The organism is Pseudomonas sp. IPO3778, from assembly GCF_013386825.1.
In the GTDB taxonomy this organism is placed as follows: domain Bacteria; phylum Pseudomonadota; class Gammaproteobacteria; order Pseudomonadales; family Pseudomonadaceae; genus Aquipseudomonas.
On the sequence record NZ_JACARC010000007.1, the window covers coordinates 1 to 15,436 of the forward strand.

The following is a 15,436-nucleotide window of genomic DNA, read 5'->3' on the forward strand; positions in this document are numbered from 1 at the left end:
CAAATCCTGGCCCCACCACACTGCTAATGTGGGAGCTGGCTTGCCTGCGATGCAGCCACCTCGGTGTATCGGCTACACCGAGGTGATCCCTTCGCAGCCTCGCTGAAGCTCGACAGCTCCCACAGTGCGCGCCCCGGCAAGCGCACATGCTGGCCCAGCTGGTCAAATAACGTCACCACCGAGCGCAACGCCCGGCAATCGGGGCGCGTCAGCAGCCATAACGCCGTGTCGTGCCCCACCAGCGGCGGGCTTAACGGTTGCAGGCCCGCCCCCAGCAAGTAATCCGGCAACGCCGCCACGCCGAGCCCCGCCCGTACCAGTTCGGTCACCGAAACCATGCTGTTGCAGCGATAGGCGGGCATCACCCCCGGCAACTGTTGGCGCCGCCAAGTGACGGTGGGGTGGTCCGGCAGGAAGTCGTCCGGCGCGATCCAGTTCAGGGCAGCCAGGTCCGCGCCCGTATGCTGACAGGCATAGTCGGCACTGGCACACACCCGATACGACACCGTGCCCAGGCAACGTCCTACCAGATGCTCGGGCGGCGCCTTGGTCAGGCGCACGGCGATATCCGCATCGCGTCGGCTGAGGTTGGCAAAGTCATTGGACGTGCTCAGCTCCAGGGTCAGTGCCGGGTAGCCGGGCATGAACTGCGCCAGGGCCGGCAGCACCAAGGCTTGCAGCACCGAATCGGTACAGGTCAGGCGCACCGTGCCGCTGATCACTTCACCGCCCTGCTCCACCCCCACACGCGCGGCCTCCAGCGCCTGCTCGGCACGTTCGGCCTGCTCGGCGAGGGTGGTGGCCAAGGTGGTGGGCAGGTAGCCGGCGCGGCTTTTTTCGAACAGGGTCTGGCCCAGCGCCGCCTCCAGCCGTCGCACCGCGCGAAACACCGTGGACACATCCACCCGCAGCAGCGCCGCCGCCCGTGCCAGCGTACCGCCACGCACCAGGGCCAGGATCAGGGAAAGGTCGGGGTAGTCGATTTGATAGTGCGTGGCTGCATTGAGCATGTGGGCTGACGCCAATATTGATTGCGTGAACGCCAATCTATAGTGAGCACCAGGACTCAACAAGCCACGGAATAACCTCAATGACTCAAACCTCCCTGCACCTGGCCCTGATCGGCGACTACGATGCACAAGTCACCGCGCACCAGGCCATTCCTGTGGCGCTGCAACGGGCCGGTGAGGCCTTGGGCCTCACGGTGCGATTCGACTGGCTGGCCACCGACACGATCAAATCCACCGAACAATTACAGCACTACGACGGCTTCTGGTGCGTCCCCGCCAGCCCCTACCGCGACCTCGACGGCGCCCTGCTGGCGATCCGTTATGCCCGCGAACAGCGGCGTCCTTTCCTCGGCACCTGCGGCGGTTTTCAACACGCGGTGCTGGAATATGCCCGCAACGTGCTGGGCTGGGCCGACGCCGAGCATGGCGAACTGGCCCCCGACTCGCCGCGCGCGGTGCTCACCCCCCTGACCTGTGCCCTGGTGGAGGCGACTGACAGCATCCGCCTGATGGCCTTTACCCGCATCGCCGAGGCCTACGGCACCCTCGATATCCATGAAGGCTACCGCTGCCGTTATGGCATCAACCCCGACTTCGAAAGCGCACTGCTGGAGGCTGACCTGATTGCCAGCGGCCATGACTCGACGGGCGACCTGCGGGCGGTGGAGTTGCTGGATCATCCGTTCTTTGTCGCCACCCTGTTCCAGCCGGAGCGTGCGGCCCTTAAAGGCATCACCCCACCGCTGGCCATTGCGCTGCTGAAGGCCTGCGTATGATCGCCAAGACACCCAAGCCGCCGTACTACGCCGTGGTGTTCAGTTCGTTACGCACAGAGGGCGACAACGGCTACGGGCAGGCCGCCGACCGCATGCTGGAACTGGCCCGGCAACAACCCGGGTTTCTCGGCGTGGAGTCGGCGCGCGGGGACGATGGGCTGGGCATCACCGTGTCCTACTGGAGCAGCGAAGCCGCGATCCTGGCCTGGAAGCAGCACGCCGAACACACCGAAGTGCGTGAACAGGGGCGCTCCAGCTGGTACGCGGCGTGCCATACGCGGGTGTGCAAGGTGGAGCGGGCTTACGCGTTTGAACGCTGAAACATCAGCCTGTGTAAAACACTCAATGTGGGCAAGGGGCTTCTGTGGCGAGGGAGCTTGCTCCCGCTGGAGTGCGCAGCGCTCCCAAGCTTTTGGGTCTGCTGCGCAGCCCAGCGGGAGCAAGCGCCCTCGCCACAAAAAGCGCTCTCGCCGCAGGGGCAATGTGGCGCTCAACTGACCAAATGACGTACCGCACTGATCTGCGCAATTTCCACCCGGCGCATGTACACCCGCAGCGGTTCGGTGATGTGGATGCGGTCGTCGATATTCTGGTCGAGCAACAACTGGATCCGCTCGCGGGACAAGGTCATGGCCTGCCCGCCCGCCGGCTGCCAGACAAATTCTGCGGTGGGGATGATGCCGTCATCGGCCACGTCCATGCCGAAGGCGTCTTCGCTGAAACGTACGATGTACTGGCCGGTCTTGCGGTTCAGGCCGACAAACCCGTGGAGTTGGTCGGCGGCCTGGCAGATAAGCTCGGAGGTGATGCGCATGGTAAACCTCACTGAAAAGTCCTATGTGGACTGGAAAGATGGTTTACACGCGTGGCAGAAAAATCTGCCCTCTGATGGGGCAGCTGAGGCCAAGAGTACTGCATAGCACAGCACAAAAGCGCAGAAAAATGGCCCGTGAACACGTTAATGTCGGTTTGGTGATAGCGCCTTTCGCATTCAATTGTTAAAAAGGAACCCTTCTCAAAGTTACCTCCACGAAAGGACTTCGCATATGCCTGTCACGTTTACCAAGAGTGCCCTGCTGCTGGCCCTGATGCTGGGCCTTGGCCACGCACAGGCGGCAAGCCCGATCAGCCCTGCCGAACTCGCCGCCAACGAAGGCATTCCACACCCGGCGGTCATCGCCCACCGTGGCGCGTCCTTCGATGCACCGGAATCCACCGCCGCCGCCTACAAAGTGGCGCGCGACCTGGGTGCCGACTACCTGGAAATGGACCTGCAACGCAGCAAGGACGGCGTGCTGTTCGCCCTCCATGACAACAACCTGCAACGCACCACCGACGTCGCCACCAAGTTTCCCGAGCGCAAAGACAGCCCGGCCAACGAATTCACCTGGGCCGAGCTGAAAACCCTGGACGCCGGCAGCTGGTTCAACGCCGCCTACCCGGACCGTGCGCGCCCTGGCTTCGTCGGCCTGAAAATCCAGAGCCTGGACGAAATCATCAAGATTGCCGAAGGCAACCCGCAGCACAAACCCGGCCTGTACATTGAAACCAAAGAGCCAAAGCAATTCCCGGGGATCGAAGCCGACCTGAAGAACAAGCTGCTGGATAAAGGCTGGCTGAGCTCCACCGGCTCCAACCAGGCCCAGAAAAACATCGGCGTCGGCCAGGGCAAGGGCCGCGTGGTGCTGCAGACCTTTGAGAAAGACAGCCTGAAAGAACTGCAAAAAGAGATGCCCAACACCCCGAAAATCCTGCTGTTGTGGGTCGGTGAAGGCAGCATCGAACCGAAATCCAAGGTGACCTTCGCCGAGTCCGGCGAGCCGAGCAAAGCCGCCTACTACGCCAAGCAAGAACCCAAGGACCCCGCCGAGTTCGAAAAATGGCTCGACGAGGCCAAGAGCCTGGGCGCCATCGGTACCGGACCTTCGGCACAGCTGACCAACCTGGGCGACCAGAGCTATTCCGACCTGGTCAAACCCGAGATGAACCAGTTGACTCACGACAAGGGCATGCTGGTGCACGTCTACACCGTGGATGAGCCGGTGGACTTCGACAAGGTGATGAAAGCCGGCGTCGATGGCATCTTCACCAACCGCGCCGCCGAATTGCTGAAGTACTACAAGCGCTGGCCGTCCTCGAGTGTGGCCGACCTGCTGCAGGACAACGGTTACTGAGTGAAGCCCGAATGGTCAGGCCGCCTGTGGCTGGGGCCTGACTACGGGCTGATCCAGGGCATACCGGGGCACACCGCGCCCCATGCGCACTATGCCCATCAGCTGATGTTCTCCCCGGGCGGGCCGATCACGGCCAGCCTCGATGGCCGTGTCACCACGGCCCATCGCCTGTTTATCCCCTCAAGAATGCCCCACGCCATCCTCCACACCGAAGGTGAGGTATTGATGGTGTATGCCGAACCCGGCGCGTTTGATCCCGACCTGTTGCAGGCCGCCCTGGCCGATCGCCAACTGTCCCTTGAGGCACTCGACCGCACGCTTCGGCAGTTGCCGCGACGCGCACTGGAAGACACCCGTGTGGAGCGCGCGCTGATGGCGCTGGATCAGCAACTGAGTGGCAAAATCTCGGCCCACGCCCTGGCCCAGGCGGCGCATGTGTCGTTGAGCCAGTTGGAGCGGTTGTTCGCCAACCAGTTGGGCGTGCCGGTGCGCCGCCTGGTGCTGTGGCGGCGCTTGCGGGTGGCGCTGGGGCTGGCGCTCGGCGGCAACACCTTGACCGAAGCGGCCCATGGCGCCGGGTTCGCCGATTCGGCGCACTTTTCCCGGACCATGAAGCAGCTATTTGGCGTGACGGCCGGGGCGTCGCTGCGCCACCTGCAACTGACACTGCTCCCACTGTAGGAGCGAGCTTGCTCGCGAAGGTTGTTAACGATGACGCGAGCATCCTGAATGAACGCGGTGCCCTCAGGTTTTTCGCGAGCAAGCTCGCTCCTACAGTAAATCGGCCGGAATCGGCGGTTCCTTGCTCAACCGCACTGTTGTGAACGGATCGCGTAACTGCGCCATATAGTCCAGCGGAAAGTCCGGCCGGCTGCCGATCCCCAAATCGCCCGGCCCCATTCGATAGTCCTGGCGGTAAAACGCCGTGCCCAACAGCCAATCCCACAGATTGAAAAACAACCCGAAATTCACATCCCCCGCCCGGCCATATTTCATGTGATGAAACCGATGTACCGGCGCCCAGGCAAACACCCAGCGCAGCGGCCCCAGGCGCATGTCGACATTGGAATGCTGCAATAACAGTTGTATGGCAATCGCCAGCGCCAGCAGCAGCGCCACATCCGTGGGAATGCCCAGCAGGATCAACGGTAGCAGGCCGGCCGTTGCTTCCAGCATCTGGTGCAACGGGTGCTTCATCAAGCCATTGAAACCGTACAGCCGCTGCACGCTGTGATGGACCGCATGCAGGCGCCACAACGCCCCGACCCGGTGACTGGCGTAATGCATCAGGGTGATGCCCGCATCGGCAATGAAAATCGCCAGCAGCAATTGCTCCCAGAGCGGCCACGCCCGCGGCCATAGACCGTCGATGGCCAGCAGTGCGGTCAACCCCGGCAGGATCAACAAGCCCAATGCGTTGAGGCCTTCATTGACCAACGCATGAAGAATGTCCCGCCTGCGATCGCCCTGGTTTCGATTCCATTGGGGCTCGTAAGGCAACCACGCCTCAGCGATAAACGACACCGCCACCGCCGTTACAAACACCAGCCCCAGCCAGTGCAGCGCACCCACCTCGACCAGCCACAACGCCCAACCGATAAATCCCGCCCAGAACACGGGCGCATAGACCCAGGTCATCAACCGTTTCATCTGTGTCTCCCATAAGTGAGACGCCAGCATGAAACCCCACACTCGTCGCCGATTGAACAAACGGCGCAATTTTAAGGGTGAGTTAAGTTGCGCTGGTTAACCTGATCCCACTTAAACAGCTCACCCCAAAGGATCACACCATGAAAAACCTGACTGCCCTGTTCGCCGCTGCCGCCCTGACCGTCACCGCCGGTTTCGCCCAGGCCGATGTTCGCCCGGACCAGATCCCGAGCCTGCTCAAGTCCGGTGCCGTGATGGATTTTGAAAAACTCAACGCCAAGGCCCTGGCCCAGCACCAGGGTGCGACCATCGTCGACACCGAGCTGGAAGACAAAGCCGGCCGTCTGGTCTACGAGACCGAACTGCGTGACACCAGCAACGTGAAGTGGGACGTGAAGCTGGACGCCAAGACCGGCGAAGTCCTGGAAAACAAGCAAGACACCTGAGTTGAACCACAAAAACGCCGCGCCGCCTTCGGGCCGCGCGGCTTTTTTATGCACGCTCGTCGCCTTTAAGAGTAAATAGTCTAATTCCCTTGCACGAAGTTGTACCTTCAACCTTCAAGGCCGCTAGAATCCCAATTATCAGCCAAGGCACAACGCCATCAGCATCAGGATCGAGACCGTTCGACATGGGGCAAAGAGCCGCCGACATTGCCACCATTGGCCGAATCAGTGCTGTACCCGCCATTCTCCAGGTGGTCAGCGAAATGACCGGCCTGCGGTTTGCAGCCGTGGCTCGGGTTACCGATGATTCATGGACGGCCTGCGCGGTGCTCGACCGCCTGGACTTCGGCCTGCCCGTCGGCGGCGAACTGGACCTGACCACCACTCTGTGCCACGAAATCCGGGGCTCCCACGTCTCGATCGTGATCGACAAAGCCAGCGAAGACCCGCTGTACCGCGACCACCACACACCGCGCATCTACCACTTTGAAAGCTACATCTCGGTGCCGGTGTTCCGCACCGACGGGCGCTTCTTCGGCACCATCTGCGCCCTGGACCCGAACCCGGCCCAACTGCGCAACAGCACCATCCAGTCGACCATGGAGTCGTTTGCCCGGGTGCTGTCCCTGCAAATCGAAGCCGAAGAAAGCCTGCAGCAAACCGAGGCCGACTTGCAGCAAGAACGGGAAACCGCCGAACTGCGGGAACAGTTCATCGCCGTGCTCGGCCATGACCTGCGCAACCCGCTGTTCGCGATCAACGTCGGCGCCGAGCGCCTGTTGCGCAAACACCCGGACCCGGCCACCGACACCCTGGTGCGGCACATGCTCGCCAGCGGGCGCCGCGCCTCGCAGTTGGTGGAAGACGTGCTGGACTTTGCCCGCGGGCGCATGGGCAGCGGCATTCCGGTGCACATCGCTGAATGCCCGGGGCTGGAAGACTCCCTGCAACATGTGGTGGAAGAGGTGCAGCACGTGCATCCGACGCGGCGGATCCACGCCCACATCGGCAACCTCAGCGGCGTGCGCGGCGACCGCGAACGGCTGGCGCAATTGCTCTCCAACCTGGTGGCCAACGCCATCAGCCACGGCAACCCCGAAGGGCCGGTGGAAGTCAGTGCCCAGGTTAACGCCGGCACCTTCGAATTGACGGTGAAAAACCGTGGGCTGATCAGTGATCAAGCCATGCCGCTGCTGTTCCAGCCCTACTCCCGACCGACGGGCGCCTTGCCCCAGGCCGGGCTGGGCCTGGGTTTGTACATCGTCAAACAGATTGCCGATGCCCATGGCGGGCGGCTGGAAGTGTCGTCCCACGAACAGGACGGCACGGTATTCAGCTTCAGTTTGCCCGCCGACCATTGACGCCCACCTCAAACTGTCACAAAACCGTCAAATCCAGTTGCCATGATGCGCTCAAGTGAACCTGTGAAATCTCCTACAGGCACTTTCCCTGCGAGCCTCCATGAACCACAGCATCGACCACAGCCACCAGGACTCCGACCTGTTTGGCTTGCTTTACGGTTTTCGTTTTCGCCCCGGTGAAAAGGGCGAACAGATTGACTCAGCCACCGCCCTGGCGGCCTTGCAGCAACCCGGTGACCCTGAGGAGTTTCTCTGGCTGCACCTGAACCTGGCCCACGCCGCCTGCGAGCGCTGGATGCAGGCGCACCTGAACCTGCCGGAAGAGTTCTTCGAGGCCTTGCACGAAGGCTCACGCTCCACCCGTATCGAACACGTGGACGCGGCCTTGCTGGCGGTGGTCAACGACGTGGTGTTCAACTTCAGCAGCATGGTGTCTTCAGACATTTCCACGCTGTGGGTGTGTGCCCGCAGCCGGCTGCTGGTCAGTGCACGCCTGCAACCGCTGCACTCGGTGGACAAGCTGCGCTCGTCGGTGAAGGCCGGCGAGCACTTTCGCTCACCGCTGGAGCTGCTGGTGCATTTGCTGCGGGACCAGGGCGAGGTGCTGACGCAGATCGTGCGCAAGACCAGCCTCAGCGTCGATCAGATCGAAGACCAATTGCTGTCGTCACGCCTGTCCACCAACCGCGCCGAACTGGGCGCGGCGCGCCGGGTGCTGGTGCGCCTGCAACGGCTGCTGGCACTGGAGCCCGGCTCATTGCTGCGGCTGCTGAACCGCCCGCCGCAATGGTTGCAGAAGGAAGACGTGAAGGAGCTGCGCAAATCCACCGAGGAGTTTGCGCTGATCATCAACGACCTGATGGCCCTGGGGGAGCGGATCAAGCTGCTGCAGGAAGAGATCGCCGCCAACCTCAACGAGCAGAGCAACCGCACGCTGTTTACCCTGACCGTGGTCACGGTGCTGGCGTTGCCGATCAACATCATCGCCGGTTTTTTTGGCATGAACGTCGGGGGCGTGCCGCTTTCCACGGACCCTGAAGGTTTCTGGATTCTGGTGGCGCTGGTGGCCACGTTCACCCTGATTGCCGGGCGCTGGGCGTTTCGCAAGCGCAAGGATTACTGAAACTGGAGTGCGATCAATGTGGGAGCTGGCTTGCCTGCGATAGCGGTGGTGACTGATACACCGCTATCGCAGGCAAGCCAGCTCCCACAGTTGATTGACGGTGTTTTGTAGACCAGCGGCCATCCCAAATCTCGAAACACTGATTTGCCGCAGCATCTCTGTAACATTCTGCAACGATCATGACCGACATCCTCCCCACACTGGATGCTCCGGCATGGCCACCCCTTCCCTGACTGCCTCCGCACACGCTTCCACCACCGACCCCAAACCACGCCTGGACAAGAAACCCGGCCTGCTCACGGTGATCATTTTCTTCGCCGTGCTTGCCATGGGCCTGTTGTTCACCGCCTACAGCCTGATGCACGACATGCACGAGCTGGGCACGGTGGTCACCACCTGGACCCCGTTCCTGCTGCTGGGTGTGGCGCTGTTGATCGCCCTGGGCTTTGAGTTCGTCAACGGCTTCCATGACACCGCCAACGCGGTGGCCACGGTGATCTACACCAACTCGCTGCCGCCGCATTTCGCGGTGGTGTGGTCGGGCTTTTTCAACTTCCTCGGCGTGTTGCTCTCCAGCGGCGCGGTGGCGTTCGGCATCATCGCCCTGCTGCCGGTGGAGTTGATTCTGCAGGTGGGCTCATCGGCGGGCTTTGCGATGATCTTCGCGCTGTTGATCGCGGCCATCCTGTGGAACCTCGGCACCTGGTGGCTGGGTTTGCCGGCGTCGTCGTCCCACACCCTGATCGGCTCGATCATCGGCGTGGGCGTGGCCAACGCACTGATGCATGGCCGTGACGGCACCAGCGGTGTGGATTGGGGCCAGGCGATCAAAATCGGCTACGCGCTGCTGCTGTCGCCGTTGATCGGCTTCGCCTTCGCCGCCCTGCTGTTGCTGGCCCTGCGGGCGTTCGTGAAAAACCGTTCGCTGTACAAGGCCCCCAAAGGCGACACCCCGCCGCCATGGTGGATTCGCGGCATGCTGATCGCCACCTGCACCGGCGTGTCGTTCGCCCACGGTTCCAACGATGGCCAGAAAGGCATGGGCCTGATCATGTTGATCCTGGTGGGCACCCTGCCGATGGCCTACGCGTTGAACCGCACCATGCCGGCCGGTGAGTCATTGCAGTTTGCCGCCGTGGCCGAAGTGACCCAGGCCGCCCTGGTAAAAGCGGCGCCACAACTGGCACCTGCCGACTCCCGCGCCACCTTGTCGACCTATGTGCGCACCAAGGAAGCAGTACCGGAACTGGTGCCCGCCCTCGCCGCCATCACCGGGCATATCGGTGAGGAAGTGAAGAGCTACGGCTCCCTCGCCGCCGTTCCGGCCGAAGCCGTGGGCAACGTGCGTAACGACATGTACCTGACCAGCGAAACCATCCGCCTGATGGACAAGGGCAAGGTCGGCAACTTCGACGCGGATACCCAGAACAAGCTGCAACTGTTCAAGCAACAGATCGACAACGCCACGCGGTTTATCCCGCTGTGGGTCAAGATCGCGGTGGCCATCGCGCTGGGCCTGGGGACCATGGTCGGCTGGAAACGCATCGTGGTGACGGTGGGCGAGAAGATCGGCAAGACTCACCTGACCTACGCCCAGGGCGCCTCGGCCGAGATGGTGGCGATGCTGACCATCGGCGCAGCAGACATGTATGGCTTGCCGGTGTCCACCACCCATGTGTTGTCATCGGGGGTGGCCGGCACCATGGTGGCGAATGGGGGTGGTTTGCAGATGAAGACCATCCGTAATTTGCTGATGGCCTGGGTGCTGACGTTGCCGGCGGCGATTTTGTTGTCGGGTAGCTTGTACTGGTTGTTTACCAAGTTGTTCTGACACAACCCGGATCAAAATGTGGGAGCTGGCTTGCCTGCGATAGCGGTGGTGACTGATACACCGCTATCGCAGGCAAGCCAGCTCCCACAGGGGTTCCGCGGCGTTCTCAGGTATTAAACAACCCGCCCATCACCTTCAACCGCTTCTTGTACACCCGCCGCGCCTCCAGCGCTTCCTCCAGGGTCACCGCCACAAACCCCGCCCGCTGGTTCGGTTGCATCTGCCCGATCAGATCCAGGTCGGCACTGATCACCGTGCCAATCATCGCGTAGCCCCCACCCGATACCGCGTCCCGGTGCAACACGATCGGCTCCAGCCCCGCCGGGACCTGGATCGAGCCGATGGGGTAGCAGCTGTCGACGATGTTCGACGGATCCGACCCGGCACCAAATGGCTGTTCCCGCGGCTGAAAGCTCAATGCACTGCCGCCCTTGAAGCGATAACCGATGCGGTCGGCCTCTGAACCGACCGTCCAGGGCTCGGCGAAAAAGCTGCTTTTTGCCGCCGGGGTCAGTCGCTCGTAATACAACCCCGGCACCACCCGCAGGGTCACTTCGCCGCCCACCGATTGGCGCAATGCCATGGGCAAACTGTGACCCGCCCGGCCTTTGCCACTGGCCTCGCCGACCGGCAGCTCATCACCTTCTACCAGTCGCCGCCCATGAAACCCGCCCAAGGCTCCGAGGGTGTAAGTGGAACGGCTGCCGAGTACCAGCGGCACATCGATGCCACCGGCCACCGCCAGGTAAGTCCGCGCACCGGCCTTGGGAAACTCAAAGCTCAGCACTTGCCCGGCGCGCACCTGAAACGCGGTGTCCTGATGCACCACCACACCGTCCAGGCGCGGCGACATCAGCGCGCCGCACAGCGCCACCAGGGCGTCCTGCTGAAACTCCAGTTCCGGCCCGATCAACGTGCATTCCAGCCCGGCCGCACCGATGGGGTTGCCCACCAGGTGGTTGGCCGCACTCAACGCGTATTGGTCCAGGGCGCCCGACGGCGGAATGCCCAAGTGGTAATAACCTTCCCGGCCCAGGTCCTGCACCGAGGTGGCGAGGCCGGGTTTGAGTACCTTGATCATGCCAGCGCCTCCTGCAGGGTTTTCGGGTAACCGGTGGGGTCGGCGAGAAAGGCGTCGAGGGAAAATTCCACCGGGCGGATGCGCAGGTCGAAACGCCCGGCATCCACTTCAGCCACGGCCAGGTCATAGGCGTCGCGGTCCATGGGTTTGAACTGGACGATGTCGCCGGGGCGGAAGAACACCATGTGCTCTTTCAGGTAAGCCAGTTGCTGTTGCGGGTCGTAGATTGGGGCTGGGGTGACGCCGAACATCTGGTAACCGCCAGCGCCGCGTACCGAGTAGATACAGCCGAAGCAGCCACCGTGACCGAGGGTCAACTTCGGCGTGTCGGTGCGTGGGCGCAAATACTTGGGCACCTGCAACTGCCGCTCGCGCTCGACCATCTGGAACATGAACGGCAAGCCGGCCACAAACCCCACCATCGAGACAAACCACGGCGCGCCACTGTGGGCCGCGATAAACGCTTCCACATCCGCCAGGCCGTTGATCCGCGCGGCGTACTCCAGGTCGGTGCCGGTCGGGTCCTGATGGCGGTCGCGAAAGCGCATCAAGGTTTCATGGGTCCAGGGGTCGTTGTACAGCACCGGGATCTCGATGATGCGGGTGTGCAAGGTGCGCTCGGCCACCGCCTGGGCTTCGGCGCTTTGCACCGCGTCCAGCAGCACGTGGGGCGCGATGCGGTCCGGGTCGAAGCGGATCTGGAACGAGGCATTCGCCAGGCAGACGTCCAGCACACCGTCCAGGGCCAGGCGTTCCACCGCACGGGTGACGGCCATGCCCTTGAAGAAAGCCTCCAGGGACATGCTCTCGCTGACCTCGGCAAACAGGTGTTCATCACCGCCAAAGCTGTAGCGGATCGGGGAAGATTCAGCCATGTCTGTTCCTCTTGGAATCATTGTAGAAAGGCAGGCAAAAAATCATGCGTGTTGGCAGAGGTAATCATTGTGGCGAGGGGGCTTGCCCTGTGGCGAGGGGGCTTGTCCCCCGTTGGGCTGCGTAGCAGCCCTAAAACCCGATAGCGCGTTCTATCTGAAAACACGCAGCGGTCTTAGTGGGGCTGCTCCGCAGCCCAACGGGGGACAAGCCCCCTCGCCACAGAACTCAGCTCACCAAAGAAAGCCCGCTCGCCACAATAATCCCTGCCTGGTCCAGCGCTTCACGGGTGGCTTCCACCAGTTCAAGGGCGCCGGGGGTGTCGCTGTGCAGGCAGATGGAATCGAATTCGATAAACAGGTCTTCCCCTTCAACGGTACGCACCAGCCCGGTCTGACACGCCCGCAGGACTCGCGCCGCCACCGTCGCCGGATCCAGCGCCCGCACATTGCGGGTAAACACGATGGAGCCCGTGAGATCGTACTCACGGTCGGCGTAAAACTCCCGCACCACCGGCTGGCCCAGCTCCTTGGCAATACGCCAGATCACCGAGTTGGGCATGCAGTACAGCAACAGCGTAGGCTCCAGGCGTTGCAGGTTTTCCACCAGCAACCGCGCCGCCTCTTCGTCCCGCGCCAGGTGCATGTACAGCGCGCCGTGGGGCTTGATGTGCTGCAGCGTCAAGCCCTGGGCGCGGGCGATTTCCCGCAGGGCGCCGAGTTGGTAGAGGATGTCGTCCACCAGTTCCTGGGCCGGGGCGTTGATATGGCGACGGCCAAAACCCACCAGGTCACGAAAGCCCGGGTGCGCACCAATCGCCACCCCCAGTTGCTTGGCGCGCTCGACGGTGCGGCGCATGGTGCCCGGGTCGCCCGCATGAAAGCCGGTGGCGATGTTGGCCGAGCTGATGTAGGCCATCAGTTCACTGTCGACGCCGTCGCCGATGGTCCAGGGGCCAAAGCCTTCGCCCATGTCCGAGTTGAGATCCACTGCCTGCATCGGGGTCGCTCCGTTGAAGTTCATGCCATGGAAATTAGGCTGCGGCTTGACCCCTTGGGAAGATCTATTATCAGATGGGTCATCTTCTGAAAATCAGATACATCGATCGTTCCCGCGCTCTGCGTGGGAATGCCGCCCTGGACGCTCTGCGTCCGCTTTTAAAATTGTGACGCGGAGCGTCACAGGATGCGTTGCCCACTCAGAGCGTGGGAACGAGCGGAGAACCCAATGTCCCTGACCCTGCGCCAAATCCGCTATTTCGTCGCCACCGCCGAAATCGGCCAGATCTCCCAGGCGGCGATTCACCTGAACATCTCCCAGTCCGCGGTGACCACCGCGATCAAGGAGCTGGAAGCGATGCTCGGCGCCCAGTTGTTTGTGCGTTCGGCCCAGGGCATGAGCCTGACCGACGCCGGGCGGCATTTTCTCAACCGGGCCTACGTGATTGTGCGCAGCGTCGACGATGCCCTGAACAGCCCTTTGCCGGACTACCGCGCCAGCGGCGTATTGCGGTTAGCGGCCAGCTACACCGTGCTCGGTTACTTCCTGCCGCACCACTTGCAGCGTATGGAACACTGGCACCCGGACGTGACCATCGAGGTGTTCGAACAGGAACGCCAGGCGATCGAACACGGCCTGCTCAACGGCCAGTTCGACATGGCCGTGGTGCTCACCGCCAACCTCACCCACCCGGATATCGTCTCGGAAATCCTCTTCAACTCCGAGCGCCGCCTGTGGCTGCCCAGCCATCACCCATTGTGCGAACGCCCGGCCGTGAGCCTCGCGGACGTGGCCAGGGAGCCGTACATTTTCCTCACCGTCGACGAAGCCGAACAAAGCGCCATGCGCTACTGGGAACAAGCCGGGCAAACGCCCAAGGTGCGGCTGCGCACCAGTTCGGTGGAGGCGGTGCGCAGCATGGTTGCCAATGGCAGCGGCGTGGCGATTTTGTCAGACCTGGTGCATCGCCCGTGGTCACTGGAAGGCAAGCGCATCGAGACCGTGAGCGTGACGGACAAGGTCACGCCCATGAGTGTCGGTTTGGCCTGGCACCGCGAGCGAGACTTCACCCCGGCGATGCAGGCGTTTCGTGATTACTTCCACGATGCGTTCCTGGCGCCGCAGCAGTTGTCGGCCCGGCGTTAAAGCTGGGACTGCAACGTCGCGGCCAGCCAGTCCATGAACACCCGCACCCGCTGCGGCAAATGCCGTTGGCCGGCGTACAGCAGGGACACGTCCAGTGCCGGCGCCGGGTAGTCCGGCAGCACCGCCACCAACTCGCCGCTGGCCAACAGATCGCGTATGCCCAGTTCTGGCACTTGGGTGAGACCGAACCCACCGATGCACGCGGCCTTGTAGGCGTCGGTGCTGTTGACCGTGACCCGGCCAGCCATGGGAACACGGTGCACCTTGTTGCCGATTTGGTATTCGAACCCCGCAGAACGCGAGCCTAACGGACGTACGTAATGCACCAGTTGATGGTCGGCCAAATCGTCCAGCGTCAGGGGCACGCCATGGCGTTGCAGGTAGGTAGCGCTGGCACAGTTGATCATCGGCATGCTGCACAACAACCGCGCCACCACTGACTGGTCGGGCTGTGCACCCACACGCAACACGCAGTCGAAGCCTTCCGCCAGCAGGTCGACCTGGCGGTCGGTGCTGCTGATTTCCAGCTCGATCAGCGGATGCAGGTCCATGAATTCCGGCAGGCGCGGCAGGATCAGTTCCCGGGCCATGACATTCGGCATGTCCACGCGGATTCTTCCCGCCAACTGCGCTTCATCCTGACGAAACAAGCCTTCCAACTCTTCCATGTGGGACAGCAGATCCTTGCTGCGCTCGTACAACACGCGGCCATCCTGGGTCGCCTGGACCTTGCGCGTGGTGCGTTGCAACAGGCGCGCGCCCAGCAGTTCTTCCAGCGCCTGCACGTGTTCGGAAACCGTCGAGCGCGGCAGACCCAGGCTCTCGCCCGCCTGGGTGAAACTCGACAGTTCGGTGACGCGCACGAAGGTGCGCAGCAGCTCAAGTTTGTTCATGGGATTGTTCGCCTTATCCGGCCAGTGATTCCGGTATCGCTCTATTTATCACGTTATGGACGGACAAATACAC

General features: G+C 62.5%; 15 protein-coding genes and 1 pseudogene. 9 read left to right on the plus strand and 7 right to left on the minus strand.

Going from position 1 to position 15,436, the window contains the following annotated elements:
* Positions 1–134 precede the first annotated feature (134 nt).
* Positions 135–1,010: pseudogene (locus tag HX855_RS01630) on the minus strand (LysR family transcriptional regulator); the annotation flags it as partial.
* An 80-nt stretch (positions 1,011–1,090) separates the two neighbouring features.
* Here HX855_RS01630 and HX855_RS01635 point away from each other — a divergent pair.
* Together HX855_RS01635 and HX855_RS01640 are read left to right on the plus strand one after the other, a co-directional pair.
* The gene (locus tag HX855_RS01635; protein ID WP_177086340.1) at positions 1,091–1,786 is read left to right on the plus strand and encodes a CTP synthase; all 696 of its coding nucleotides are present in this window, start codon (positions 1,091–1,093) and stop codon (positions 1,784–1,786) included.
* Entirely contained in the window at positions 1,783–2,106 is a 324-nt protein-coding gene (locus tag HX855_RS01640; protein WP_177086342.1) for an antibiotic biosynthesis monooxygenase, read from the plus strand. Before HX855_RS01635 ends, HX855_RS01640 begins: the two co-directional genes overlap by 4 nt.
* A 170-nt stretch (positions 2,107–2,276) precedes the next feature.
* On the opposite strand, the gene HX855_RS01645 is transcribed toward HX855_RS01640, so the two are convergent.
* Entirely contained in the window at positions 2,277–2,600 is a 324-nt protein-coding gene (locus tag HX855_RS01645) for a DUF2025 family protein (protein ID WP_177086344.1), read from the minus strand.
* Positions 2,601–2,832: 232 nt separating this feature from the next.
* Here HX855_RS01645 and HX855_RS01650 point away from each other — a divergent pair, with 232 nt between their 5' ends.
* Both HX855_RS01650 and HX855_RS01655 read left to right on the plus strand, forming a co-directional pair.
* Positions 2,833–3,960, plus strand: coding sequence for a glycerophosphodiester phosphodiesterase (locus HX855_RS01650; RefSeq protein ID WP_177086346.1), 1,128 nt, complete (start codon positions 2,833–2,835; stop codon positions 3,958–3,960).
* The gene (locus tag HX855_RS01655; RefSeq protein ID WP_177086348.1) at positions 3,961–4,641 is read left to right on the plus strand and encodes an AraC family transcriptional regulator; all 681 of its coding nucleotides are present in this window, start codon (positions 3,961–3,963) and stop codon (positions 4,639–4,641) included.
* A gap of 90 nt (positions 4,642–4,731) precedes the next feature.
* On the opposite strand, the gene HX855_RS01660 is transcribed toward HX855_RS01655, so the two are convergent.
* The gene (locus HX855_RS01660; protein WP_177086350.1) at positions 4,732–5,610 is read right to left on the minus strand and encodes a sterol desaturase family protein; all 879 of its coding nucleotides are present in this window, start codon (positions 5,608–5,610) and stop codon (positions 4,732–4,734) included.
* Between the two features lie 140 nt (positions 5,611–5,750).
* Here HX855_RS01660 and HX855_RS01665 point away from each other — a divergent pair, with 140 nt between their 5' ends.
* The 4 genes from HX855_RS01665 to HX855_RS01680 all read left to right on the plus strand — a co-directional run bounded on the left by HX855_RS01665 (position 5,751) and on the right by HX855_RS01680 (position 10,371).
* Positions 5,751–6,056, plus strand: coding sequence for a PepSY domain-containing protein (locus tag HX855_RS01665; RefSeq protein ID WP_177086352.1), 306 nt, complete (start codon positions 5,751–5,753; stop codon positions 6,054–6,056).
* Between the two features lie 185 nt (positions 6,057–6,241).
* Entirely contained in the window at positions 6,242–7,417 is a 1,176-nt protein-coding gene (locus HX855_RS01670; protein WP_177086354.1) for a GAF domain-containing sensor histidine kinase, read from the plus strand.
* Positions 7,418–7,517: 100 nt separating this feature from the next.
* Positions 7,518–8,540 (plus strand): transporter, encoded by a 1,023-nt coding sequence (locus HX855_RS01675; RefSeq protein ID WP_177086356.1) that lies wholly within the window; start codon positions 7,518–7,520, stop codon positions 8,538–8,540.
* A 214-nt stretch (positions 8,541–8,754) separates the two neighbouring features.
* A complete protein-coding gene (locus HX855_RS01680; RefSeq protein WP_177086366.1) occupies positions 8,755–10,371 on the plus strand; it encodes an inorganic phosphate transporter in 1,617 nt (538 codons plus the stop codon).
* 106 nt (positions 10,372–10,477) lie between these two features.
* Here the strand turns inward: HX855_RS01680 and HX855_RS01685 are convergent, their stop codons facing one another.
* The 3 genes from HX855_RS01685 to HX855_RS01695 all read right to left on the minus strand — a co-directional run bounded on the left by HX855_RS01685 (position 10,478) and on the right by HX855_RS01695 (position 13,324).
* Positions 10,478–11,452: a biotin-dependent carboxyltransferase family protein gene (locus HX855_RS01685; protein WP_177086368.1), complete on the minus strand. Its 975-nt coding sequence runs from the start codon at positions 11,450–11,452 to the stop codon at positions 10,478–10,480.
* The gene (locus tag HX855_RS01690; RefSeq protein WP_177086370.1) at positions 11,449–12,327 is read right to left on the minus strand and encodes an allophanate hydrolase subunit 1; all 879 of its coding nucleotides are present in this window, start codon (positions 12,325–12,327) and stop codon (positions 11,449–11,451) included. The genes HX855_RS01685 and HX855_RS01690 overlap by 4 nt, the downstream gene beginning before the upstream one ends.
* A 226-nt stretch (positions 12,328–12,553) precedes the next feature.
* Positions 12,554–13,324: a 5-oxoprolinase subunit PxpA gene (locus tag HX855_RS01695; RefSeq protein WP_177086373.1), complete on the minus strand. Its 771-nt coding sequence runs from the start codon at positions 13,322–13,324 to the stop codon at positions 12,554–12,556.
* 228 nt (positions 13,325–13,552) lie between these two features.
* On the opposite strand from HX855_RS01695, the gene HX855_RS01700 reads away from it, so the two are divergent.
* Positions 13,553–14,470, plus strand: coding sequence for a LysR family transcriptional regulator (locus HX855_RS01700; protein ID WP_177086375.1), 918 nt, complete (start codon positions 13,553–13,555; stop codon positions 14,468–14,470).
* Here HX855_RS01700 and HX855_RS01705 read toward each other — a convergent pair.
* Positions 14,467–15,363, minus strand: coding sequence for a LysR family transcriptional regulator (locus HX855_RS01705; RefSeq protein ID WP_177086377.1), 897 nt, complete (start codon positions 15,361–15,363; stop codon positions 14,467–14,469). The two genes, HX855_RS01700 and HX855_RS01705, sit on opposite strands and share 4 nt — an antisense overlap.
* Positions 15,364–15,436: the final 73 nt, after the last annotated feature.

Excerpts from the sequence above, each read along its gene's own strand:
- HX855_RS01680 (WP_177086366.1), top strand. The coding sequence starts at position 8,755 with ATGGCCACCCCTTCCCTGACTGCCTCCGCACACGCTTCCACCACCGAC.
- HX855_RS01690 (WP_177086370.1), bottom strand. The coding sequence starts at position 12,327 with ATGGCTGAATCTTCCCCGATCCGCTACAGCTTTGGCGGTGATGAACAC.
- HX855_RS01650 (WP_177086346.1), top strand. The coding sequence starts at position 2,833 with ATGCCTGTCACGTTTACCAAGAGTGCCCTGCTGCTGGCCCTGATGCTG.
- HX855_RS01700 (WP_177086375.1), top strand. The coding sequence starts at position 13,553 with ATGTCCCTGACCCTGCGCCAAATCCGCTATTTCGTCGCCACCGCCGAA.
- HX855_RS01635 (WP_177086340.1), top strand. The coding sequence starts at position 1,091 with ATGACTCAAACCTCCCTGCACCTGGCCCTGATCGGCGACTACGATGCA.
- HX855_RS01675 (WP_177086356.1), top strand. The coding sequence starts at position 7,518 with ATGAACCACAGCATCGACCACAGCCACCAGGACTCCGACCTGTTTGGC.
- HX855_RS01695 (WP_177086373.1), bottom strand. The coding sequence starts at position 13,324 with ATGCAGGCAGTGGATCTCAACTCGGACATGGGCGAAGGCTTTGGCCCC.
- HX855_RS01645 (WP_177086344.1), bottom strand. The coding sequence starts at position 2,600 with ATGCGCATCACCTCCGAGCTTATCTGCCAGGCCGCCGACCAACTCCAC.
- HX855_RS01665 (WP_177086352.1), top strand. The coding sequence starts at position 5,751 with ATGAAAAACCTGACTGCCCTGTTCGCCGCTGCCGCCCTGACCGTCACC.
- HX855_RS01640 (WP_177086342.1), top strand. The coding sequence starts at position 1,783 with ATGATCGCCAAGACACCCAAGCCGCCGTACTACGCCGTGGTGTTCAGT.
- HX855_RS01705 (WP_177086377.1), bottom strand. The coding sequence starts at position 15,363 with ATGAACAAACTTGAGCTGCTGCGCACCTTCGTGCGCGTCACCGAACTG.
- HX855_RS01670 (WP_177086354.1), top strand. The coding sequence starts at position 6,242 with ATGGGGCAAAGAGCCGCCGACATTGCCACCATTGGCCGAATCAGTGCT.
- HX855_RS01685 (WP_177086368.1), bottom strand. The coding sequence starts at position 11,452 with ATGATCAAGGTACTCAAACCCGGCCTCGCCACCTCGGTGCAGGACCTG.
- HX855_RS01660 (WP_177086350.1), bottom strand. The coding sequence starts at position 5,610 with ATGAAACGGTTGATGACCTGGGTCTATGCGCCCGTGTTCTGGGCGGGA.